The following is a 23,338-nucleotide window of genomic DNA, read 5'->3' as shown; positions in this document are numbered from 1 at the left end:
TCCTGAGGCATTAATCTATTTGTTCCAGCTTTTTAAAGTTACGGCTGATCGGCCTTGGTGCTTTCAGCTTTTCAAAAAATATCACGTACACATTCTTGTTTTCATCAATGTCATCAATTTTTCCTGTTCCAAAAACAGGGTGTTTTACTTGTGTTCCGATTTTAAAACCATTTGTTTTCTCATGGGACTCGTGGCGTGCATAAGATTGGATGTATTCTTTTGCTTCCTCTTCAAAGGCTTTATCAAGCTTGCCGATTCGTTCGTAGGATTCTTCATCAATTTCAAACAGAAACCGGGAAGGATACTTTTTCATGCCGCCGCTTTGAAATCCTTCTGACTCTGTCAGATATAACTCCTTTTCTGCCCGCGTAACTGCCACATAGGCAAGCCTCCGTTCTTCTTCCAGGCCACGTTCCTTTCTGTCCCGTAACGTACGGATATTCGGAATGATACTTTCTGTCAACCCAATAAAAAAAACATAAGGAAATTCAAGTCCTTTCGCTGTATGAATCGTCATCAATTTAACGGTATCGGTCTGTGTATCCCTGTCATGCTCGGTATATAACGTCAGCATTTGTAAGTATTCTTCCAGTTCAATATCTTCTCCAAGTGTCTGCTCATACTGAACAATGGAATGAAGCAATTCCGTCAAGTTGTCGAGCCGTTCCTGATCACCATCTTCCCGTATATACGCCTCATAACCGGACCGCTGTAAAGCTTCCTGCAGAAGCTCGGAGATTTTTATTCTATCTCTTTTTTGGCGCAGGCTTTCCATCACCTCAATGAATTGCTTTGCTTGAGTACGCTGGAACCCAGGGTGGTCAATATGCTTTTTCAAAGTTTCATAAAAGCTGAGATTCTCCGTTTCGGCGAGTTCACGGAGGACTTGCATCCGTTTTTTACCGATTTGCCGTTTAGGAACATTAATAATTCTTGTAAAAGATAAATCATCTGCGAACGCAATCATTCTAAGATGCGCTATGGCATCTTTCACTTCCATCCGGTCAAAGAATTTAAAGCCGCCATATATGGTATAATCGATATTTTCCTTAATCAGCGCCTGTTCAATAAACCGTGATAAATAATTCGCTCGATAAAGGATGGCAATATCATTATATGAAGCCGCCTTCTCCTTCATCAGCTGTTTTATTTTCCTTACCACCCATTTCGCCTCTTCCTGTTCATCCTCTCCGTGATAATGAAGGGCCTTTACTCCGTTCGTGTTATCAGTAACCATATCTTTATCGACCCTCAAATAATTATGTCTGATCAACGAATTGCCCACGGTAAGGATTTCAGGAGTCGAGCGATAATTCTTGTTAAGGTAAATGGATGTGGAATCGGGAAAGAAATCGTGGAAATCAACGATGAATTTCGGATCTGCTCCCCGCCATTCGTAGATCGTCTGATCAGGATCCCCGACAACAAACAAGTTTCCGTGTTTTTCGGCGAGCATGCGGATGAGTTCAAATTGCTTGCTGTTGCTGTCCTGGAACTCATCGACCTGAATATAAAATAGCCGGTCCTGCCATTTTTCCAGCACCTCCGGGTACATACTGAATAAAACAAAGGTGAAGTTGATCAGGTCATCAAAGTCAAGACCAAACACCCGCTTTTGTTTCTTCAAATACAGCTGGATGATTTTGCTGTCGAGATCTTCCACCTCGTCTTCAGGGACCATCCCTCCCCTAGACACCATTTGCTGTACATAGTGAGTATTTCCTTTCAGCATACCGATTTTATCAAGAAGCCGCTTAAACGTCTTATCATTCAATTTCAAGCCTAAGTCTTCGAAAATTTCACGGAGAACTGCTTTTTGGTCTTCTACATCCATAATGACAAAATTCTTAGGGTAGAAAAGACGATGGATATCTTCCCGCAAAACACGTACACAGAAACCGTGATAAGTCGTAATATAACCGGTGTCCTGCTCGCCGCCAATAAGACGTTTGACACGGCGGCGCATTTCATGGGAAGCTTTGTTGGTGAAAGTTACGCATAGAATATTTGATGGTTCTATTCCGAGTGCTTCCACAATAAACGCATAGCGATGAGTCAATGCCCTGGTTTTTCCAGATCCGGCTCCTGCAACTACCCTTATATGTCCTTCTGTTGAAGTGACAGCCTCTTTCTGTGCCTCATTCAGTCCTTCCAATAACTCCTCCATATGCTCCCACCTTTATCTAGAACATCTGTTTGTATTATACCAGAACAGCAGCATACCGTTAAATGGACATTCACCCCCCTGTTCAAAAGCGTAAGCGTCGTGACGATCAGAGAGGATTGGCTTAAGACCTCGAGTGGGCAGGCGCAGACATAAAAAAAGCAAGCACTAGTCACATGCCTGCAAAATGATAGTTCATTGAAAAAATACCAATTGGAATACCTATTATATTTCTTCTAATTCTTTCTCAGGTTCATCTTCATCATCAGTCCCATCGTATACTACTTCCACTTTTCGAAGATTACCGATCTCATCAAAATCTATAGCAACCGTATCCCCGATTTTTGCAAATGCAATTAATCGTTCTTTTAAAACCATCAACTCGTTACTTTTATTTTCCTTTTCCTTTAAAACTGCATACAGCCCTTCGAAACGATCTAAGGTGTATTTGTTGATGACCACGTCTGAAAACCCCTCCATATTTTATTGGAAACCATATAATTAATATGAATACTTATTCATCCTTTACCCTTTGTTTAATTTTGAAAACATTCAGATATTTACATATAAAAGGAAAATAATGTATTTCCTTTTTCTTAGCTGGAATCTATTAATATTTATGTAATATAAAAGATTTGTAAATAATACCAATTCCTTTATTCATCTTCTTTACTACCGCTTCCATCAAGCTTTGCAAGTAATATTTCGATTCTATCATGTAATAAAAACGTAATATTTTTTTAATAAATTCGTCGTTTTGTGTCGTTAAATCATCAGGAATATAGTAAAATGTAGGTATACATTAATAAGGAGGATCATCATTGCGTCAAGTACTTCTAGCTTTATTACTTCTTCTTATGGTCGGTTTAGGGGTTATCGGGTTTTCATTCTCAGAATCCGATGGAAAAATTAAGATTGTAGATGAAAATGGTTCAGAGAATCTGACAATTCAAACAATTATGCCTGACGTAAAGTAACGTAGGACACCAATAAAGCATGCCCGCTATCTCCAGCGATAGCAGGCGTGCTTTTTCTTTAAGTCTGATATAGGTGGCGGCTCAACCTTATTGCGTACGGTGGCGCCATTGTATCAATCATTCTTCTTCATCCAGAACCAGTCCTTCTACATGCTTGCGGTCAAGCTGTTTCTTTACTTTTCTATATTCCTTTGATTTGAAAATGATATCGAAATCATAATCATCTGGGTACAACTCCTCCGCAGGAATATGAAGTTTCAAACGTTTATGGTTGAAAGTATATTTCTCGCCTTTCATTTGCACTACATAATTCCCGAGAGTATCCGGTCCCTTATAAACAATGGCTGTTTCTTTTGTTGAGAGAACCGTAACATTATCTCCCATTTTGAATTGCTTGTTTGTTGATGTCTTTTGTTTCGAAGGCACTGCTGCTTCTTTAGTACGGGCATAGCGATTGACGGCTACTTGTTTTTCCATTTCCTTACTTTTATAATCATGCAAGTTTTTGTGAAAGTTCTTCTCTTGTTTATAAGTTATCTGATGGGCTCTTTCCAGTATTTCAGGGTGCATCCCGAGTTTTGCCGCAATATCAAGAGCCTGGCTCCTGCCTGCTGTGCCGATGATCAGCTTGTAAGTCGGGGCCAGGGTGGCGAGATCAAATTCCATGGAACCATTGATGAAACCAGGCTGCTCCTCTGCAAATTCCTTCATTTCACTGTAATGAGTGGTTGCAAAAATTGTCGCACCCTTGGCGAATAACTGTTCCAGAATTGCCGTGGCGAGCCCCATGCCTTCACCAGGGTCAGTTCCCGAGCCTAGTTCATCAAGCAGAACCAGGGAACGATCGTTTGCCTCCCGGAGAATTTCAATAATATTTACAAGGCGGGAACTGAAGGTGCTTAAATTTTGTGTGATACTTTGCCCGTCACCGATATCGACGAATATCTGCTGGAATAAATGCAGCGATGTCCCTTCAGCAGCGGGGATATGCATGCCTGATTGAGCCATGAGAGTAAGCAGGCCGATTGTTTTCAAGGTCACCGTTTTCCCGCCAGTATTTGGTCCTGTGATGACAAGCGCCTGATCTCCTTCGCCAAACCGCAGGCTGAGCGGGACAGCATCTTCTCCCAAAAGAGGGTGCCGTGCCTCCTGCAAATTGATAAGATAATTGTTATTAAACATTGGAGCAATTCCATCGATACTGATACTGTATTTCGCCTTTGCAAAAATGACATCGTACTGGTGCATCGTGTCAACTGCAATTTCCAGGTTATGTTCAAATTCCAGTACATAACCCGTAAGATAATACAGCACCTGTTCGACCTCGTGCTCTTCTGACATCTTTAATAACTGAATTTCCTCCTGCAGTGCGCCGATTTCTGATGGTTCTATGAACAGAGTCGCCCCGGAGGCAGAATGATCAATGACTGTACCTTTCACCTTACCTCGGTGCTCTCTTTTGACTGAGAGTACATAACGGCCATTCTTTTCAGCCACTGTCTTATCCTGAAGTAACGAAGCATACTTACTCGATTTGACCAATTGCTGAATTTTTTCTTTCAGCCGTGTCTGCTGAATATGAAGCTGCTTCCGGATTCGACTTAATTCCTTCGTCGCAAAGTCATCCACTTGGCCATGCCGGAGACAGCGCTGAATTTCCGTTCCCAAGTCAGAAAGGTCTGAAATTGAGTATGCATAAAGACTGATTGTCGGAGCGACATGCCCCTTGTCATCCATGAATTTTTTCAATTTCTCACAATGATCGATAAAAGAAATCAATTGTGTGAACTGGTCAGCCCGGATGTACATTCCCTTTTTGGCTTGGGTGAGTATATGTGTCACTTCATCCAGGCTGTGAATAGGGACACTGGAACTGATCCGGAGTATTGAAACTGCCTCCGTAACTTCCTCCAGCCATCGTTCGATTTGCCTCTTGTTAGTGGATGGCTTCATCCTATTGATTGTTTCGCGCCCTTTACTGGTCCAGGCAAATTTCCCTGCCTGCTGTAAAATTAGATGGTACTCCATTGCATCAAATGTTTTTTCATTCATTATTTTTTCCTCCTGTATTAATGCCCTTAACAAAGTTAAACTTTCTTAAAGTACAAAAAAAAGCCGCGACAAGCATAGGCTCATCGCGGCTTTTATGGCATGTATATAATAGTCCTTGTAAGACGAGAGACCTGCCATTTTGAGTATAAAAAAAGCTATGACAATACTGCCATAGCCTGGGGTTTTATACTTTCTGCGCTATGATGCTTGTTCTCAACTGTCCTTGAAAAGGCATACTTGAATAAACCTGTCGATTCCAGGCTTCAAAGCATTTTCAAGACCGTATAAAATTACGGATTAGTTAAGAACAACCACACTCATAAAACATACTCCTTTAACAAACGCTCTCAAAATGGCGGTCAAGGACCTATCTATAGAATATGCAAAAGGATTCCCGCTGTCAAACAAATATTAGCAAAGCTCCTAAAAAACTTTATAAAGGAGCTTTAAAGCTTGTATTTGATTCGCACAAGTCCCTTACCGGCGGATGCTTGCCGCCTCTCGCTCATTGTGGAATCAACCATGATACAGCTGCTTGACGTCATAAACTTCAAATAGCCAATCTAAACATAGGCGCATGAACTGGGTAAAAACCTCTTCAAAAAGATAAAACCGGTCTGTTTGGAAACAAATTCCGGACAGACCGGTTTATAAAGATCATACATTTTCTAAACCTTCCGTGTGGTCCTATATAAGCAGAATTATTTCTTTTCTAGCAGTTGATCCAAATCTAATTGGTCACTTGGTGTTGTGTCAGCAAAAATAGACCTTCGCATGATTTTCAAAGCATTTTCATTATCTTCTTCACTCTCGGAAACGACACAATCTTCAGGGATATTTAAATCATATCCCCGCATATAAGCGCCATTCCCGGTGAATAACACACAAATATCACCAGTTGTACCGGTAAGGATCAGTTTGCTGACGCCCAACTGGTGCAAAAGAATATCCAGCTGGGTTCCAAAAAAACCAGAGTGCTTCGGTTTGATTACAAAAAAATCATCCTCATCCGGAATCATTTTTTCAATTACCGGACGACCGGTACCCTTCTTACATTCTTCCACAATTTGTGCAGCGTTATCCTGCCATAGTCCAAAATTATCGTTCACATAAATGACAGGGATTCCTTTTTCCTTGGTACGTTTTTTGAATTTCTTCAAACGATCCGCCATCGGGAGGGCGTTTTTCAAAAGATTCTCCCCTCCGTCAAAGTCCATTTTGTTGATAATATCTATGATGAGTAATGCAGTATTGGATTGCGTCATTCTACTAACTCCTCATGCTTCGAATTTGGGTGGTTCTGCCGGCATTACGCGTTTATGTTTCGATTTATCGTGCATTGCCTGGATGATCTCTTTATCTTTTTCAGATACTTGCTCCCCTTTCAGGTAAGCGTCAATCGTATCATAAGAGACACCCATCTCTTCTTCGTCTGTCTGACCTTCCCATAATTCCGCGCTAGGTTTCTTTTCAACAACTTGGGTAGGGACCCCTAGAAACCGGGCCATTTCGCGCACTTCTCCTTTTGTCATATGAATTAATGGAACGAGGTCTACTCCCCCATCCCCGTATTTAGTGAAGTAGCCAGTATGATGTTCAGGAGCATTGTCCGTCCCCACTACCAGGTAGCCGTAATTGGCAGCAACAGAATATAAGGTACTCATCCGAAGCCTTGCCTGCAGGTTTGCTCCATTAAGCTGGGCGTTTTCTTCATTCCAGTCATCATGCTCCTTCAGTTGTTCTTGAATTTCTTTATAGGTTGTATGATAGCTGTTTGTCAGCTCGATACCAAGATATTTCAAGTCAGCTTCTTTCACTGTTGCTACAGCATCTTCCTGGTCCTCCACACGCTGGTTTATCGGCATGATTACCCCTATAGAATTTTCAGGGAAGGCTCGTTTGATCAGATTGGCGACAAGCGCAGAATCAATACCGCCACTCACTCCTACCAGCGCACCATTCATGCCGGCATCGTTCACCTGCTGCCGTATCCAGGACACAAGATGTTCCACTTTTTGTTCCATTTCCATCATCACCACTCCTTTGCTGCTATCTGTAAGATAAATTCCTTAAAAGCTTCCCTGCTAAACCTTTCCTCAATAGCTTTCTGAATCAGGTAATCATTCTTCTAATAAATCTTATAACTTTAAAAATGGGCCATGCTAAGGGATAATTATAGAAAGAACTCGTAAAAGGAGTGCACTAGAATGATAGAAAAAGAAAGACATGTACTAGTTATCTTTCCCCATCCTGACGACGAAGCATTCGGGGTATCAGGCACAATCGCATCTTACATCAGTCAAGACACACCATTGACATATGCCTGCCTCACACTTGGTGAAATGGGTAGAAATCTTGGAAAACCTCCTTTTGCCAACAGGGAGACCCTTCCCATGATCCGAAAAGAAGAATTGAAGCTGGCAGCAAAAGCGATGGGAATAAACGACTTACGTATGATGGGATTACGAGATAAAACATTGGAATTTGAAGATGATATCAAAATGAAGAACCTGGTAACAGACCTGATAGACGAGCTGGATCCTTCCCTTATCATTACCTTTTATCCAGGCTATGCCGTCCACCCAGATCATGAAGCAACCGCCCGGGCTGTGATTCGGGCCGTAAGGGAGATAGATTCCAAGAAACGGCCAAAACTTCATTGTCTGGCATTCGCCAATAATACTCTTGAAGATTTAGGAGCCCCGGATGTCATAAATAATATAGAAAAAGTGAAAGAAAGAAAATTAGATGCCATGCGTGCTCATATATCGCAGACTGCCCGGATTCTTGAAATGATTGAGGAAGGGTTGAAAGTTGATGATCCGGAAGCGTTAAAATGGGTCACGAAAGAAAGCTTTTACAGCTATAAATGGGAGCAGGATAAGGTTAAGCAGCTGTCAGGAAGCTGACTTTGTTACCTATATACACAGGACTTGCCTGAGACTTGGTTTGTAGAGAAAGTAATGGCAGTGTCCTATATTAATGCTATTTACAGTCACTGACGGCAACGGAAAGTCATCATTAAATACTTTCTTCCATTAATAGGCGGCCATTGAATTTCCAAGGTATTTTTAAAAAAGCTGTCTGTATGGAAATTAACTTTCCATACAGACAGCTTTTCGTCTATTTTATGAGATTTGTGCGATCTTTTCCTACCTACTTGGTCCAGGGAGAGTCAGCTGAGATAATGTTCGCGGCAATTGTTCATTGACTCAGTGACTTCCGCCAAAAGGGGATGGCGATTATTTGATAGGAGCATTGAAAGCTTACAGGGGAAACATAAGGCTTTTCTGTAAGCTAAACTCCAAGTTATACCTTGAGTATATTAAGCGGAACTCCATGAATCATCATGCACGACTTTCTTTTTCCGAACAAGACTGACGATACCTGCAATAAGATAGAAGGCTCCCGCCACTAATGCAATTCCAATAGTCACTACAGTTGCCAGGATGGCTGTCAAAATCAGAATGATACCTGCAGCTTTCGGGCGTTTATCGCCTTTAAGAAAAAAGATACACAACAGGCCGAGGAGGAGGGAAACGACGGAGACAATAATGAAAAACATAGCACCATTACTGATACTGTCAATCATTTGGTCTACATTGATACCTTGCACGTTCATTTCTGCATCTTGTTGAAGCATCTCCTTGACATTGCTCCGAAAACCTTCATTATCACTGACACCGATCACTACTCCCATTAACCCTATGACCAATCCAAAAAGGACCATCCCGATTACTGTTAATACTATTTCTGCTGTTCTTTTCAACTACAATTCTCCTCTCTTTTTCTATTATGCGTTTGCTACATCCCTTTTTGTAAAGGCTGCCCATGCAAGTGTCAGGAATATAACAAAATAAACCAGAAGAACGGTAACAGAGAATGACAAAGTTAAATCTTCATTCATTGGTGTTCCAATTATATGCTGGGTCAGATCCGTGTTCGCAAATAAAATGAATTTCGACCAGTCATAATCTGCGAAAAACATGACAATTGAATTTCCTGCCATCATTAAGAAGATCGCAATCCCAATCGCTAGCGAACTGTTACGGAAAACTGCTGAAATCATAAAGGCGAATGATGCCATCATGACCAAGTTAACCGATCCAAGGAAATATTTTATAGAGACAAGCTGTATCATTGGCATTTCCTGGACCGTACCGTCCTGATAATAAAGGTATGGCTGGGCAGATTGTTCGATGCCAAAAAATATTGCTCCGCAGATAACGGCCAATATCAGCAGGAAGACCAGCATGGTAATCGCGTAAACCAGTACGGAAACATATTTTGAAAACAATATCTTAGTCCTTGAAATGGGACGTAGAAGAAGCAGCTTGATAGTTCCCCATTTAAATTCGTTGGCAATGATTCCTGCTGCAACGATAATCGTAAATAAACTAATAATGGCAGCATTACTTTGGTTTTCCTGAACAAAATCCCAAATATTATAGCCGCCGGGAGCGATATCATGCTCAATCCGGTACTCATTAAGAGCAATTTGCTGGGTTGCATAATCCCCTGCGAATTCATTTTCTTTCATCTGCTTCTCTAACTGGGCGTTTTCTTCCTGTAACGCCTTCTCCCAGTTGCCGCCGTAATCTCCCCCGTTAACATCCCCATTCACTTTAAGCACAATAGCAAAACCGATAACGAGAACGGCTAATATTCCATACATAACCCAAGTCGCCGTTTGGGAATATAATTTCATCTGCTCATTTCTGACAAGCTGAAAAAAATTACTCAATTGCTCCCTCTCCAATCAAATCCAAAAATTTATCCTCTAGTGTTGAGTGATGTACATTTGCCCCGTAAATGTTGACCCCTTTTTCTACCAGCTGCCTGATCACCACGGGAATCTGTTCTCTTGTTACCGAGATGATAAGATATCCATTTTCAGTTTTCACGTCTTCATTGCCCCATTCTTTCAGATACCCTTTAACTTTCTCAGTCTCATCTACTTCAAGATGGAGTTCATTCCTATCTGTTTGCTGGACGGTATCTTTCACCGTTTGGATGGTGATTAACTCGCCATTTTTAATAATCCCGATACGATCACACATCATTTCCATTTCAGAAAGGATATGACTGGACACAATAACGGCTACCCCTTGATGTTCTGCCAGTTGCCTGATATATCGACGTACTTCGCGAATTCCAGCCGGATCCAGCCCATTGGTCGGCTCATCCAGTATCAGGATGGATGGATTGTGCAGCAGTGCCTGTGCAATGCCAAGCCGCTGCCTCATTCCTAACGAATATTTAGAAACTTTTTCTTTAATTCTTTTTTCCAGGCCAACCAGCGCAACTACTTCTTCCATGCGTTCTTTTGATATGCCTGGCATCATCCTTGAATAATGGAGGAGATTTTTCCATCCGCTCATGAATGGATACATTTCTGGATTCTCAACAATTCCACCCACATGACGTATGGCATCTTTAAAATCTTTTTTTACACTTTTCCCCTGGATGATTACGTCACCCTCTGTCATTTTCATAAGTCCTGCCATCATACGGATAGTTGTTGTCTTACCAGCACCATTTGGTCCAAGAAATCCGAATACCTCACCGGGATATATGTCAAAATTCAATCCCTTGATGATAGGTTTCTTTTTAATGGTTTTTTTAAGATTTTTTAACTGCATTGCAGGTTCTGCCATTATCCTTTCCCCCTATAAAAATCATTGCCATATGTAATACGTTGCCAATTAGTGATAAGTTTCAACAAAAATGGAAACTTTCCACATTTTCATGAAAACCCATCTCAAAAAAGGCATGAATTAAGATAATGTTACAAAGTCTCCTTTATCAATAACACCTGTCTTGAGCACCGCCGCATAAACCCCGAACATATTTTTCCTTTCCTGAACCAGCTTTTTTAATATAGATGGATCCTGTTTTGCATCCTCCGGATTGACGTTAATAATCATGCATCGTTCGCAAGGCCGCTTTATCTTCAAGGTAACCGAATCACCTATCTTCAGTGTTTTTCCGATCCACATTTCCTCCTGAAAAGGTTCTGGGTTGGAAGTAGAAATGATTATATTAGGGCGGAATCTGTGAGGATCAATTACTGTATTCCACTCTTTTTCCAGTGCCTCTATAGATGCCTCAGTTATAATCAGAATATGCTCTTCCTCAATAGCGCCACGCGGTGTATGTACTGGAGGGAAGCTTATCGGCTTTATCTCCCTTCCCGCCATTTCTTCGATTTTCTTATTCAGTTTCTCTTCGCCCCACCACGCTTTTTCCTCATCCGGAAACACTACTTCCACAGGAGGGTAGTTTTTCATGCTTTCCTCACCGCGAAAGGCTGCCTGGAATCTGACCATTTCGGGAAGCTGCGTAATCGTTAAATATTTATTACGGGCGATATCGAGAAAAGCGTGACTCCTGTCTCCATAGATTCCATAATTCATCACCCTTAATCCCTCGACGGATTCCCCTGAAAAAGACTTTACCGGATGTCTTCGCAATTCTTTTACCTCTCCGATTTTCATACCAATACCTCCTCGTATCAAATCACTTTAGCGCGCACTTCCGATCAATCTTCATTTGCGGAAGAGAAACAAAAAACACCTCAGGGAAAACGCCGCTTTCCGCCAAGGTGTTCGATAAATCAGATTTTATTTTTCCACGTTTTGAAGCTTTTTCTTTTTCGCTTCTTTTTCACGTTCGTTCTTGTTCAGGATTTTCTTACGGATGCGGATCGATTCAGGAGTAACCTCACAGTATTCGTCATCATCCAAATACTCGATAGCTTCTTCAAGTGTAAGCTTACGCGTTTTCTTAATTGTATTCGTATTGTCTTTGTTTGCTGAACGGATATTCGTCAAATGTTTCTCTTTAGTGATATTTACAGTAAGATCGTTATCACGATTGTGTTCCCCAACAACCATTCCTTCATAGACTTCTGTACCCGGCTCTACGAAAATCGTACCACGATCTTCAAGATTCATGATGCCATACGTGGATGCTTTCCCTTTATCAAGAGACACCAGCACCCCTTGGCGGCGGCCGCCGACCTGCCCTTGAGCTAGTGGTGCATAGCCATCAAATGTATGGTTCAAGATACCATAACCGCGTGTCTGAGATAGGAATTCTGTCGTGTAACCGATAAGCCCGCGTGAAGGGACCATGAACTCCAGGCGAACCTGCCCGTTACCGTTATTCACCATATCGCGCATTTCACCTTTACGGAGACCAATTGATTCCATGACTGCACCCTGGTATTCTTCCGGTACATCAATCTGGACATGCTCGACCGGTTCACACGTAACTCCGTCTACTTCTTTCAAAATCACTTTCGGCTTGGATAGCTGGAGCTCAAAACCTTCCCGGCGCATGTTTTCGACAAGGATGGAAAGGTGCAGCTCACCACGGCCAGCAACGGTCCATACATCCGGTGACTCGGTAGGGGTTACCCTTAAACTTACGTCTGTTTCCAATTGAGTAAGCAAGCGTTCCTCAATCTGCCGGGAAGTAACATATTTACCTTCACGTCCGGCAAATGGACTGTTATTGACCAGGAAGGTCATTTCCAGGGTTGGCTCATCAATTCGAGGTATTTCCATTGCTTCCTGATGATCAGGCGGGCAGATGGTTTCCCCTACATTGATATCTTCCATACCGCTAATGGCAACGATATCTCCCGCTTTCGCTTCCTGTATTTCAATCCTCTTCAGGCCGATGAAACCGAATAACTTTGTTACCCGGAAATTCTTGACTGAGCCGTCTTTTTTCATTAATACGACCTGCTGTCCGACTTTAATACTGCCTCGGAAAATACGTCCGATTCCGATTCTCCCGACATAATCGTTATAATCGAGTAATGTCACTTGAAACTGCAGAGGTTCTTCTGCATTTTCTACTGGTGCAGGTATATTCTCCATAATGGTCGTAAAGATTGGATCCATTGATTCTTTTTGTGAATCAAGCTCTGGGTCATCACTGGAGGTTCCGTTCAGGGCAGAAGCATAAACCACCGGAAATTCAAGCTGGTCTTCATCAGCACCAAGCTCAATGAAAAGATCAAGGACCTCATCGACTACTTCCTCCGGACGAGCACTTGGACGATCGATTTTGTTCAAGACAACAACCGGTGTCAACTTTTGTTCCAGGGCCTTTTTTAATACAAAACGAGTCTGAGGCATGCAGCCTTCATAAGCATCCACGACCAGCAAGACGCCATCAACCATTTTCAGGATACGTTCAACTTCTCCGCCAAAGTCCGCGTGTCCTGGTGTATCCAGAATATTAATTCTTGTATCATTATAGTTAATCGCAGTATTTTTAGCCAAAATGGTAATACCGCGCTCTCTTTCCAAATCATTAGAGTCCATGGCACGTTCATCCACCTGTTCATTTTCACGGAAAGTGCCAGAATATCGAAGCATCTGGTCAACCAACGTCGTTTTTCCGTGGTCAACGTGGGCGATGATCGCTACATTACGTATATCATTTCTGTGTTGCATGGTGCATACACTCCTCTTTTAACCTCAAAAAATTATTCAACCTGTCTATTATAACACATATTATTGAAGGTTTATACAAGTCATGGCTATATATTTTGTAAGCAAGTACTTTCAAGAAGGTTTCATGAAATTGTACCTAGTTTTGTAGAATCGAATGTCCTATCATGATAATGTAGTAAGTAATAATTTCTAATGTTGTTAAAAGGAGTATTAGAATGAGAAAAATTATACCGATGATGTGTACTTTAATGATAGCTATGGTCTTAGGTGCCTGCGGCCAGGGAGATTCCTCTAACAGTGACAGCAATGAGGGCGGCATGGAGCCGATGGTCGAGGTAAAGGTTACAATTCCCGAAAATATTAAGGTTAATGAAGAAGTGACATTCCAGGCAGCCGTCACACAGGGAAAAGAGAAAGTACAAGAAGCCGATGTGAAGTTTGAGTTCTGGCCGGAGGGTACGGAAGATGAAGAACATCCGAAAATACAGGCAGAACATGTAGGAGAAGGAGTTTATAAAGTAAAACATAACTTCGATAAAGAAGGTACCTATTACCTTTATGCACATACCCAGGCACGGAATATGCATGTCATGCCCAAAGAATCATTCAAAGTAGGAGAAAGTGAAGGGCATAGTCATGGTGGTGAAAAAAGTGCTGTTGCACACCTGGTGACTGATAAGAAGTGGAAAGCTTCTGAAGAAAGTACTTTAACTGCCCACGTCCAAAAAGAAGGACAGCCACTGACCGGCGCAAAGGTTCAATTCGAAATCGCATCGGAACAGTTAGACAAACACATTTTCATCGATGCAACAGAAGGAAGAGGCGGGGAATACAAAGCTTCCTATAATTTCCCTTCACCAGGCACCTATACAATAAAAACACATTACGTCAAAGAAAGCCTTCATGGACACCAGGAGGATACAATCGAAGTGGAAAATTAAAAATAGAGAGACCACCGAAAAATCTCCTTTCGATTATAAAGGGCTTTTTCAGTGGCTTCAAAAAGATAAACATTAAGCAGTTATGCTTGAAAGGGCATAACTGCTTTTTCTATGACTGCTTCTTTTTTATATTTGCTCTTCGAATATGCCAGACAGAAAGTCCATATAGGGCACCTACGAGCATGAAAGTTATGAGATAAATGAAAAAAGAACTGATCCAGTTCCCGGAAAAGTACTGCTGATAATTGTCACCGTACTCAAAAAACTGCATGAGCAACGTGAAGAGAATAGCAGATGGGATCCCCCAGCCTATAACCCCATGCCGAAAGATGAATTGCATTTTATTTCGTGGCTGCTTTTTCTTTTTCCTGCTCTTTGTAGCCATTATACCTCCTACTCCCTCATTCCTATTTATTTAAGTACCTCTTCGTATATCTGGTCGTATTTTGCTGCACAGCGCATATCAAGATCCGTAAGGCCTTTGGCACTCCATGAAGTCAGCTTTAATGTCACCATTTTATAGTCAATACTTATAAAAGGATGATGCTGAATTTCTTCTGAGAATTCGGCAATGCGATTGACAAATTGGATACCATTCAAGTAATCCTTGAACCGATATCGTTTCACAATCCACTTTTCCTCTTCAATTTTCCAATCTTTTAAAAGAGCGACCTCCTGATCTATCTGTTCTGATGTCAGGCGTTCCATAAAATTCACTCCTCCTTCATGATTATGATTTACTCTCATTATAACAAAAAAAGCAGCGAACTAATGTCGCTGCCTCCCGTATCAATTGGATCTTACTTTAGTTAATTCGAGGAAATCCTTTACATCTGCAGAGCACATTTCCATTGCGTCTTCCCAAAATTCCGGCTCCTCCAATTCCACACCCAAATGTTTTCTGGCCAAATCCTCTACGCACATCCGACCAGTATCCTGTAGCAATGCTATATATTTTGCCTCGAAACCAGGTCCCTCTTCCACTGCTTTTTTATAAATCCCCAGGCTGAAAAGGTAGCCGAAGGTATAAGGGAAGTTATAAAAAGGGACACCTGTGATATGAAAATGCAGCTTGGAAGCCCAAAAGTATGGATCGTATTCATTTAGTGATTCACTATAAGCCTCCTGCTGTGCTTCCAGCATCAATTGATTGAGCCTATGTGCCGGGACAACCCCATTCCTACGCTCTTCATAAAAGCGCTTTTCAAAAAGGAAACGAGCATGAATATTCATGAAGAAAGCTACACTGCGCTGTATCTTATCCTCCAGCAAAATGAGCTTTTCTTCTTCAGAGGCTGCATTTTTGACAGCAGCATCGGCTACGATCATTTCAGCAAATGTCGATGCAGTTTCTGCCACATTCATTGCATAACCTTGATTCAATACTGGCATATCGTTCATGACATGCTGGTGATAAGCGTGACCTAGCTCATGTGCAAGTGTCGCTACATTAGAAGCGGTGCCAGAATAAGTCATAAAAATCCTAGTCTGCCGGCTGTCCGGGAAGCTTGTACAGAAGCCTCCTGGGCGTTTACCTGGGCGATCTTCCGCCTCAATCCAGCGCTTTTCAAACGCCATTTCGGCAAATTCCGCCATCTTCGGGCTGAACTCCCTGAATTGTTCCGTGATGAAGCGTGCTCCTGCTTCATAGGTCATCGTTTGCTCCGTTTCTCCAATCGGAGCATTTATATCGTACATATCCAGTTGTTCCAGACCTAACATTTCAGCTTTTCTCTCGAGATAGGACTTATATATATTCTTATATTTTGTGATCGTTTTCCACATCGTATCAAGGGTATTTTCACTCATTCGGTTGATGTCAAGAGGCTCTTTAAGGATACTGCCCCATCCTCTATGTGCATATGTTTGCAGCCGGAAACCACCAAGATGGTTAAGGGTTTCACTGAAGAGGTCCGACTGCTCTTCCCATGCTTTTTTTAACTTGTTTGACACCTCTTTACGTACGTTGCGGTCAGGAGAACTGGTTTTATTATGCGCCTGTCCGACAGAAAGCTCTTCTCCAGCGAATTCGATTTTCATTTTACCGACAATATTATTGTACATATGCCCCCAAGCGTGATAACCATCAACGCTGAGGTCATTGATCAGTTCCTCCTGGGTCAACGGCAGTTTGTCATTGGCACGTCGGCGATGTTCATTCAGTACAAATGCAAAACGTGACAGGGTGGGTTTTTCCAGTAGCCCAGACCAGACACTCGCTGGTATTAGTGCTAGTTTTTCATCTAGCTTCGTCCAGGCATTTCCATAGGCTGCCCCAAGTCTGCTCCTTCTGGCAAGCCATTCTCCGGCTTTTTTGTCATTGACATCCTGTGCCGTAAGACAACTGACGTATGCCCCAAACTCTCGCGACATTTTTGCCACCTGCTGAATAGCATAGAGTACTTCTTCCAATCCTGCTGAATCTGTCTCTCTTTCAGGGGGGTGAAAAGCATCGATTTTTGCATTCAGTTCTTTCAATTTGACTTCCGCGCGATCCACGTAGTCAGCCAATTCTTCTGATTCACTCCCACCCTCAAAAATAGAGGTCAGGTCCCATTTCGGGTTATATGTATGAAGCATCTTCTCGGCTCCCTTCTGTAATATAGCTACCATTATATAGAATATTCTGTCATTTATCTATATCATAAAGCACAAATTTTACAAAAACGGAAACGCTGCAACAATCCCCCGCAAGCTTAAGTCGAGCCTTGCCGTTACAGGATTTTAGCCCCGAGAGGACTGCTTTAAGACCACAAAGAGCTCTGCAAAGGATTATCCACAACCATCCAAAGTTATAACTACCTAATTTCAGACAATCAAAAAACCTATGCAGGAAGGTTTCCGCATAGGCTGCAGTTATAGTTCTGTTTTGACTTTCTCTATTTGCTCGATAAGCTCAGCTTGTTCTATCTTATATTGGTATTTCCCGCGCATATGCTCTAGACTCTGGAGGTCAGTGATAAACTTCTCTGCCTCTGTTTTTGTCTCGAACATAAGCTCTTCCCTCACATCACCATTCACAAAAATGATCTCGGTCTTCTTTTTATTCATAGCGACCACTTTATATCCCATATTATCCCTCCGTGTAAAAGAATAGAAAAAGCTGACTGAAGCACAACTTCTGAGCCTTTGGAGGTTATCTTTCTTAATAATGAACAGTGATGACATTACATATTTATGTTTAATTTTATTCTAACATTTATCGACTATCTTTTTAGTACTTTAGTCAATAACAGTAAAATAGTCACTGTACAACTGCATACTTTAGCCTATAAATGGAAGCATATTAATTGATGGATTGGGGAATTAGTATTTGTTCCACAAAAAACACCTCCACCTATTTAAAGGCGGAGGTGTTTAAGCTAAGATTTATTATTCTGATTTTCATCTTCTTGCCGTTTTCTTCTTTTCCTTATTCGTTCCAAAATTTTTCTGCGATTGATATGAATCGTCTTCGGTTCATATCCTTCTGAAGCTCTTATATCCTCTGTAGAGGCTTTCATAAAAGATACCGCCAGAAGGAACATGATAATTATCAGTGGAAAGCCGCCCACGATACTTGCTGTCTGGAGTGTACCAAGACCTCCCAGAAACATTAGTGTCAGCGGAAGAATACACAATGCAAATGCCCAGAATAAACGATTCCATCTGATTGGTTCATCGACAACTTCCCTTTGGACAACAGCGGCAAGGATATAGGAACTGGAGTCAAAAGTAGTTGCCAGGAAGATGATGGCTAATATAGTGAATATGAATACCATGAATTTAGACAATGGCAGCTGGTTGATGATTTCTATGATGGTTGCAGGTGCTCCATTCTCATTCATGAATGCGATAGCATCAAATGCACCAGTCATTTGTAAATACAAACCGAAATTACCCATGATGCCGAAGAAAAGCACACATCCGAGCGTCCCATAGACCATCGTCCCCAGTACCATTTGCCGTATAGTCCTTCCTCTTGAAATCCGCGCGATGAACAAACCTACGAATGGCGCATATACAAGCCACCATGCCCAATAGAAGATTGTCCAACTTTCGGGGAAGCCTGTCTCTTCAAAAGCCCCTATATCTCCAAACGGTTCTGTCCAGGTAGCCATTTTGAAAAAGTTGTCCATTAGAATTCCGACACTATTTGTAGTTGTCTCGATCAGAAATCTGGTCGGACCAAAGATGAATATGAAAGCTAGCAGAAATAATGCCAGCCAGATATTGATGTCACTCAGGAATTTGATTCCTCTGCGCAACCCTGAATAAGCACTGAGGGCGAATATTGTTGTACATACTATAAGGATTATTGTTTTCATAGTCAGGTTTACTTCAAAACCTGTCAATTCACTTACTCCCTGGGCTATCATCGGCGTACCCAGGGCAAGTGTAGTTCCTGCTCCTCCTAATAATCCGAACATGAACAATACATCAATGATATGCCCTATTGGACCATCGACTGTCCTTCCAAGTAGAGGGCGGCAGGCTTCGCTGATTTTCAGTACTGGTTTTTTACGAACATAGTAAAAATAAGCGATTGGTAATGCAGGAAGTGTATATATCGCCCAGGCGATAGGACCCCAATGGAAGATTCCATAGGCAGTTGACCATTGAATGGCTTCTACGGAACCTGGCTCGATGCCAAATGGAGGACCTTGGTAGTAATAAGCCCATTCGATTACAGACCAATATAAGATGCTTGAGCCTATACCAGCTGCAAATAGCATGGCCGCCCATGAAAATGTATTAAATTCCGGCCTTTCTCCTTCATCTCCCAACAGGATATGTCCATGATCACTGAATGAAACAAAGATCAAAAAAGCAAAAATCAATAACCCCATAACTAGATATAACACACCGAAATTCGAAGTTACGAAAGCGTTGGCTTGATTGACGAATGCTTTGCCAGCATCAGGATAAATGACCAGGGGTATGACAACAGCAATCAACAATATGAATGCGCCTATAAACGTAGGCCAATCAATCAACTTTTTTTTCATAGCTATCTTCCTTTCCGATAATTTTTTTTAAAAATATAAAGAATAATGCCGCACACCAATATAACACCTTAACAGAACCCAACTGACCAAACAACCACTTCTCGGGACATATATCGACTAAATCCGACAATTTACTACCTATATACCCTATTCTGCAGCGAATTTGACAAATATCTCATAATTAAAGAGGATTGTAGCAGGAGGGGAATTTATGAGGCAGGTCAGAACCCTTACATACACTATATTTGTAATGCTATATCTGCTAAAACTTTTTATTGATAATCAGATTATTACTGTCTTTTTAGGATTCCTTAGCATCCTCATCCTATTCATTTCTTTCAGGGGTGCAAACCGTACATTTCAATACATTTCGATATTTTTTCTCCTTGCAGGGACAGCTTTGTTCATCCGGTTGGATTTTTCGCTGCTCGAGCTTCCTTATTTTATGACATCTTCTGCTCTACTTCTCTCCCTCCTATATTTCCTGCCCTGTATGGATCAGTTAATACGGGCTGGGGGATATGATGACGAGCTTAAGAAGCTTCTGCATTTTCGGACGTCCAATTTAGGTGAGCTATATACCAGAAGTTCGTTGATTGGTTATGTACTTTGTCTATTTGTCTTTTTTTCGGCTATTACTATTGTCCACGATGTAGTAAAAGAAGTTACTCCAAAAATGGAACGGGATGTCATCCAGCGATTAACTAGTGAATCTGTTCTCAGAAGCTTTGCCCTTGCTAATGTGTGGAGTCCGATTGAGATATTTCTAGCTCTCACCATTACCATAACTGGAGTGGATTTTTTCCACATCCTTCCCTGGGCATTACTCTTTTCATTATCCTTATTATGTGTGGACTGGGTGAAAGGCTGGCTGAAATACCGCAATGTCAGTTTTAATGCTTCGGATCCACCTACGAAGGAAATAGATCAAAAAGACCTCTTCTATAAAATCGGAAACCTGTTTTTTATGCTGTTTCTTTTTATACTTTCAGCAGCTGGAGTGGAAACGTGGCTGAAAATCAGTTATTTTAACGCAGTCATTTTAACTATATTTCCTTTCACGCTGCTATGGGCTGGTTTAATTGGTAAATTCAAAGCTTTTGTGAACCAGTTGAAACAGAGTTGGTCCATACAGGTAAATGGACTGCAGAATTTAATGCTCCTTTTTCTATCCTTAGGTTTTTTCGGAGTAATGTTCGAGCAATCGAGTTTAAGCGGAATTGTTAAACAGCCAATTCAAAATCTCGCCGAGTGGCCACTTATTTTATTTCTTTCTATACAAATCATTTCCTTATCTTTTTCATTAATTGGTATCCATCCACTGGTAACCATTACGCTTATGGGGACATTTGTCCAGCCAATTTTAACGGAACTTAACCCATTGAGTATCGCATTGGTACTATTGACTTCCACATTGGCAAGTGATGCAGCCGGAACATTTAATACAACTGTTTCAATTATGAGTCAGCTGACTTGCAGGAATCCATACAGAATTACCAAGTGGAACATATGGTTTGCTTTAGGCTTCGGTACAGCAGGGAGTTTGCTGGCTTGGCTGCTATTATGAGAGTAAGTGTTAAGAAAGGAGTAAAAGGATGAAAAAATTAAAAGACTGGGACGAGTTCTTCAATCCATTGTATATCCCATTAGTCATTGCTGTTCCAATCGAAATAAGGCTGTTATATGTGGTTCAAGATCGGGAGTGGACTGCAGTGGAGCTGACGTCCTTTATCATCGCAGCATTGTTTCTCATTTTCTCGGGGATAGTGGAAATGGGAAGCGAAGAGGCGAAGCAGCACTTCTTTGGCCATTTTTACCTTGGAAGCGCTGTACTGTTCGGCATATTGGGGTTTATTTTTTATTAAAAAATACTTCTCATTTGTCAAATAAAGAATAACCAGGGCAGAATCATCGGTACCATAATAATGATGGTCACTGTAAGCCAAGCCGTCTTGTTATTGGTTTTCAATTGTTTATAATAAGAGATCCCCCATGCTATCAGCAGCAGAATCGTCGTGATGATACTTTGAAAATGGGTGATTTTGTCTTTATTCATTAGAAAAATATATAATCCGCCTTCCAGGATCAACAGAATCCCGACAACGATATTAAAAAAGTGGATAAACTTCCTATTCACTTCCGTTCAACTCCTGATTTCATATTAGCTAGGAATAACTATAGTATTTGCTATAGGTAACAATATATGAAAGCATACTCTTTGACAAGTCATGCCATATTCAAACAAGTGGTTGTCCCATAAGTCTGTAATAGACTAATTGAGACAGCCTTTTTATTATATTTGATATCGAACCTGTCTCAATGCAAAGTTTTTCATTTTTACATACGAAAAAACCACAAAGAAAAATCAACTTCTTCATGGTTTTTCATTTCAATGAGGCCTTTTGGGAGATCCTCTTGTAGGCTGTTCATATATTCAATAGTGATTCCAGTTGTTCGGAGCGTTGATATAGATGAGAGTCATACCTCAAAAATTTCCAGTGTGTTTCATAAAAGATAATCTCAAATAATTTTTCATTATTTGATTCAAGAGTCAAGCCAGCCTTGGCTTCGCTTGCATTCGCCTGTTTCTCATCAATTATGGATGCTTTTTTTAAACCTTCAATTATTCGCTTGATTTTATCAGGATCTTTAATTTTATAATCATTATCCCCATTCAAGTCATGAAATTCCATTGAAAGTGTATTTTTATAATCCCACCAGTTTTCCGAGGTCACTTCATCCTGCTCGAAAGAAATAGGAGTATATAAGTATTGCGTTTTTATTATGAAATAGGAAGTTGTAGATAAAATTGTTAGAGCGGCTACCATCCATATGTATTTCTTCACATTAACCTACCTCCATGCACTTCAAAGGATAACAATTATTCCTTTTTATTCCAATATTTTTCAAATAGATTAATCTTTATAGGGTAATTTCTTCAAGACTGGCACCATGTACCCTTACCTACTATAACGATTTTTATCATTAAAAAGTTTCATATTAATAACCATATTTGTCAGATTATTGTTTTTTATATTGGGAATAGTGTACTAGCACCAAAAAAGGAGGGCAAAAATGAGCGAATTAGAAGTAAAAACTTTTTTATTCAAAGATGATGGGAAAATTCCAAATCACCCAAAGCTTCCTATGCTCCTTTATCCAAATGGGCTTGTCGATAATGCAGAGGAGTGCGAAAAAATATTTAACAAAAACAACTGGGAGAACAGCTGGGCGGGTAATGTTTTCGGTTACCACCATTTCCACAGTGTTTCTCATGAGGCCATTGGTGTAATTAGCGGGGCAGCTACTTTAAAAATGGGTGGAGAAAATGGCATGGAAATTCAGGTGAAAAAAGGTGATGTGGCAGTCATTCCGGCAGGTGTTGGCCATAAAAAGATAAGTGCCAGCGAGGATTTTAAAGTAGTCGGTGCGTATCCAGGAGGGATGGAATATGACCTGAAAACCGGTCAGGGATTAGAATGGGAAGAAGCATTGAAAAACATTCCTCAGGTTCCACTTCCGGAAACCGACCCAATCCAGGGTACTGATGGGCCACTCATAGATATTTGGCATAAAGAATGACCATCTCTCACCGGGATGGTCATTTTTAAATCAATCAGGTACTTGTTCTCTTTCTTCTTGTTTATCAACTTGCGGACTATGGACCTGGAACGGAACAACTGCCAGCGCAAAACCTAAAATGATGACAAAGGCACAACGCCTGATAAAGTTCACAGAGGGTCCC

At 41.2% G+C, this 23,338-nt stretch carries 24 protein-coding genes; 6 read left to right on the top strand and 18 right to left on the bottom strand.

Annotated features, from left to right (window positions below; translation table 11 throughout):
* Positions 1 to 10 precede the first annotated feature (10 nt).
* Together JOC33_RS12995 and JOC33_RS12990 are read right to left on the bottom strand one after the other, a co-directional pair.
* The gene (locus JOC33_RS12995) at positions 11 to 2,167 is read right to left on the bottom strand and encodes an ATP-dependent helicase (protein ID WP_205092940.1); all 2,157 of its coding nucleotides are present in this window, start codon (positions 2,165 to 2,167) and stop codon (positions 11 to 13) included.
* Between the two features lie 222 nt (positions 2,168 to 2,389).
* Positions 2,390 to 2,626, bottom strand: coding sequence for a hypothetical protein (locus tag JOC33_RS12990; RefSeq protein ID WP_338054515.1), 237 nt, complete (start codon positions 2,624 to 2,626; stop codon positions 2,390 to 2,392).
* A gap of 359 nt (positions 2,627 to 2,985) precedes the next feature.
* Between JOC33_RS12990 and JOC33_RS12985 the strand changes: the two genes are divergently transcribed.
* Positions 2,986 to 3,141 carry a hypothetical protein gene (locus JOC33_RS12985; protein WP_205092939.1) on the top strand — a complete coding sequence of 52 codons (156 nt, stop codon included), beginning with the start codon at positions 2,986 to 2,988 and terminating at the stop codon, positions 3,139 to 3,141.
* Between the two features lie 117 nt (positions 3,142 to 3,258).
* On the opposite strand, the gene JOC33_RS12980 is transcribed toward JOC33_RS12985, so the two are convergent.
* The 3 genes from JOC33_RS12980 to nadE form a co-directional block, all read right to left on the bottom strand.
* Complete coding sequence (locus JOC33_RS12980) at positions 3,259 to 5,193, bottom strand: endonuclease MutS2 (protein WP_205092938.1); 1,935 nt, start codon at positions 5,191 to 5,193, stop codon at positions 3,259 to 3,261.
* Positions 5,194 to 5,894: 701 nt separating this feature from the next.
* A complete protein-coding gene (locus tag JOC33_RS12975) occupies positions 5,895 to 6,458 on the bottom strand; it encodes a cysteine hydrolase family protein (RefSeq protein WP_205092937.1) in 564 nt (187 codons plus the stop codon).
* A 12-nt stretch (positions 6,459 to 6,470) separates the two neighbouring features.
* Complete coding sequence (gene nadE, locus JOC33_RS12970; protein WP_205093099.1) at positions 6,471 to 7,217, bottom strand: NAD(+) synthase; 747 nt, start codon at positions 7,215 to 7,217, stop codon at positions 6,471 to 6,473.
* A gap of 183 nt (positions 7,218 to 7,400) precedes the next feature.
* Between nadE and bshB2 the strand changes: the two genes are divergently transcribed.
* The gene (gene bshB2, locus JOC33_RS12965) at positions 7,401 to 8,102 is read left to right on the top strand and encodes a bacillithiol biosynthesis deacetylase BshB2 (protein WP_205092936.1); all 702 of its coding nucleotides are present in this window, start codon (positions 7,401 to 7,403) and stop codon (positions 8,100 to 8,102) included.
* Between the two features lie 416 nt (positions 8,103 to 8,518).
* Here the strand turns inward: bshB2 and JOC33_RS12960 are convergent, their stop codons facing one another.
* The 5 genes from JOC33_RS12960 to typA all read right to left on the bottom strand — a co-directional run bounded on the left by JOC33_RS12960 (position 8,519) and on the right by typA (position 13,664).
* Positions 8,519 to 8,962 carry a DUF4064 domain-containing protein gene (locus JOC33_RS12960; RefSeq protein WP_205092935.1) on the bottom strand — a complete coding sequence of 148 codons (444 nt, stop codon included), beginning with the start codon at positions 8,960 to 8,962 and terminating at the stop codon, positions 8,519 to 8,521.
* A 24-nt stretch (positions 8,963 to 8,986) separates the two neighbouring features.
* Entirely contained in the window at positions 8,987 to 9,937 is a 951-nt protein-coding gene (locus JOC33_RS12955) for an ABC transporter permease (RefSeq protein ID WP_205092934.1), read from the bottom strand.
* Positions 9,930 to 10,850, bottom strand: coding sequence for an ABC transporter ATP-binding protein (locus tag JOC33_RS12950; RefSeq protein WP_205092933.1), 921 nt, complete (start codon positions 10,848 to 10,850; stop codon positions 9,930 to 9,932). The genes JOC33_RS12955 and JOC33_RS12950 overlap by 8 nt, the downstream gene beginning before the upstream one ends.
* A gap of 120 nt (positions 10,851 to 10,970) precedes the next feature.
* Complete coding sequence (locus JOC33_RS12945) at positions 10,971 to 11,690, bottom strand: MOSC domain-containing protein (protein ID WP_205092932.1); 720 nt, start codon at positions 11,688 to 11,690, stop codon at positions 10,971 to 10,973.
* A 126-nt stretch (positions 11,691 to 11,816) separates the two neighbouring features.
* The gene (gene typA / locus JOC33_RS12940; RefSeq protein WP_205092931.1) at positions 11,817 to 13,664 is read right to left on the bottom strand and encodes a translational GTPase TypA; all 1,848 of its coding nucleotides are present in this window, start codon (positions 13,662 to 13,664) and stop codon (positions 11,817 to 11,819) included.
* 215 nt (positions 13,665 to 13,879) lie between these two features.
* Between typA and JOC33_RS12935 the strand changes: the two genes are divergently transcribed.
* Entirely contained in the window at positions 13,880 to 14,605 is a 726-nt protein-coding gene (locus JOC33_RS12935; RefSeq protein WP_205092930.1) for a FixH family protein, read from the top strand.
* 109 nt (positions 14,606 to 14,714) lie between these two features.
* On the opposite strand, the gene JOC33_RS12930 is transcribed toward JOC33_RS12935, so the two are convergent.
* From JOC33_RS12930 to JOC33_RS12910, 5 genes are all read right to left on the bottom strand, one after another.
* A complete protein-coding gene (locus tag JOC33_RS12930) occupies positions 14,715 to 14,990 on the bottom strand; it encodes a hypothetical protein (protein ID WP_205092929.1) in 276 nt (91 codons plus the stop codon).
* Positions 14,991 to 15,016: 26 nt separating this feature from the next.
* Complete coding sequence (locus JOC33_RS12925; protein ID WP_205092928.1) at positions 15,017 to 15,313, bottom strand: 4a-hydroxytetrahydrobiopterin dehydratase; 297 nt, start codon at positions 15,311 to 15,313, stop codon at positions 15,017 to 15,019.
* 81 nt (positions 15,314 to 15,394) lie between these two features.
* Positions 15,395 to 17,185 (bottom strand): M3 family oligoendopeptidase, encoded by a 1,791-nt coding sequence (locus JOC33_RS12920; protein ID WP_205092927.1) that lies wholly within the window; start codon positions 17,183 to 17,185, stop codon positions 15,395 to 15,397.
* Positions 17,186 to 17,461: 276 nt separating this feature from the next.
* The gene (locus tag JOC33_RS12915; protein ID WP_205092926.1) at positions 17,462 to 17,677 is read right to left on the bottom strand and encodes a hypothetical protein; all 216 of its coding nucleotides are present in this window, start codon (positions 17,675 to 17,677) and stop codon (positions 17,462 to 17,464) included.
* A 290-nt stretch (positions 17,678 to 17,967) separates the two neighbouring features.
* Positions 17,968 to 19,593, bottom strand: a complete 1,626-nt coding sequence (locus JOC33_RS12910) for a BCCT family transporter (RefSeq protein WP_205092925.1) — start codon at positions 19,591 to 19,593, stop codon at positions 17,968 to 17,970.
* 211 nt (positions 19,594 to 19,804) lie between these two features.
* Here JOC33_RS12910 and JOC33_RS12905 point away from each other — a divergent pair, with 211 nt between their 5' ends.
* A complete protein-coding gene (locus tag JOC33_RS12905; protein WP_205092924.1) occupies positions 19,805 to 21,160 on the top strand; it encodes a hypothetical protein in 1,356 nt (451 codons plus the stop codon).
* Positions 21,161 to 21,188: 28 nt separating this feature from the next.
* On the top strand, positions 21,189 to 21,458 hold the full coding sequence (locus tag JOC33_RS12900; RefSeq protein ID WP_205092923.1) for a hypothetical protein: 270 nt from the start codon (positions 21,189 to 21,191) through the stop codon (positions 21,456 to 21,458).
* A 17-nt stretch (positions 21,459 to 21,475) separates the two neighbouring features.
* Here the strand turns inward: JOC33_RS12900 and JOC33_RS12895 are convergent, their stop codons facing one another.
* Both JOC33_RS12895 and JOC33_RS12890 read right to left on the bottom strand, forming a co-directional pair.
* The gene (locus JOC33_RS12895) at positions 21,476 to 21,730 is read right to left on the bottom strand and encodes a hypothetical protein (protein WP_205092922.1); all 255 of its coding nucleotides are present in this window, start codon (positions 21,728 to 21,730) and stop codon (positions 21,476 to 21,478) included.
* A 289-nt stretch (positions 21,731 to 22,019) separates the two neighbouring features.
* Positions 22,020 to 22,439: a hypothetical protein gene (locus JOC33_RS12890; RefSeq protein ID WP_205092921.1), complete on the bottom strand. Its 420-nt coding sequence runs from the start codon at positions 22,437 to 22,439 to the stop codon at positions 22,020 to 22,022.
* A gap of 229 nt (positions 22,440 to 22,668) precedes the next feature.
* Here JOC33_RS12890 and JOC33_RS12885 point away from each other — a divergent pair, with 229 nt between their 5' ends.
* On the top strand, positions 22,669 to 23,175 hold the full coding sequence (locus JOC33_RS12885) for a cupin domain-containing protein (protein ID WP_205092920.1): 507 nt from the start codon (positions 22,669 to 22,671) through the stop codon (positions 23,173 to 23,175).
* 30 nt (positions 23,176 to 23,205) lie between these two features.
* Here JOC33_RS12885 and JOC33_RS20580 read toward each other — a convergent pair whose 3' ends face one another.
* On the bottom strand, positions 23,206 to 23,328 hold the full coding sequence (locus JOC33_RS20580; protein ID WP_275576993.1) for a hypothetical protein: 123 nt from the start codon (positions 23,326 to 23,328) through the stop codon (positions 23,206 to 23,208).
* Positions 23,329 to 23,338 lie beyond the last annotated feature (10 nt).

Origin of the sequence: Thalassobacillus pellis, from assembly GCF_016908295.1 — a bacterium.
GTDB classification, from domain to species: Bacteria; Bacillota; Bacilli; order Bacillales; family Halobacillaceae; genus Thalassobacillus; species Thalassobacillus pellis.
Note: the sequence above shows the minus strand (reverse complement) of the source record. Positions and strands in the feature narration are given on the sequence as shown.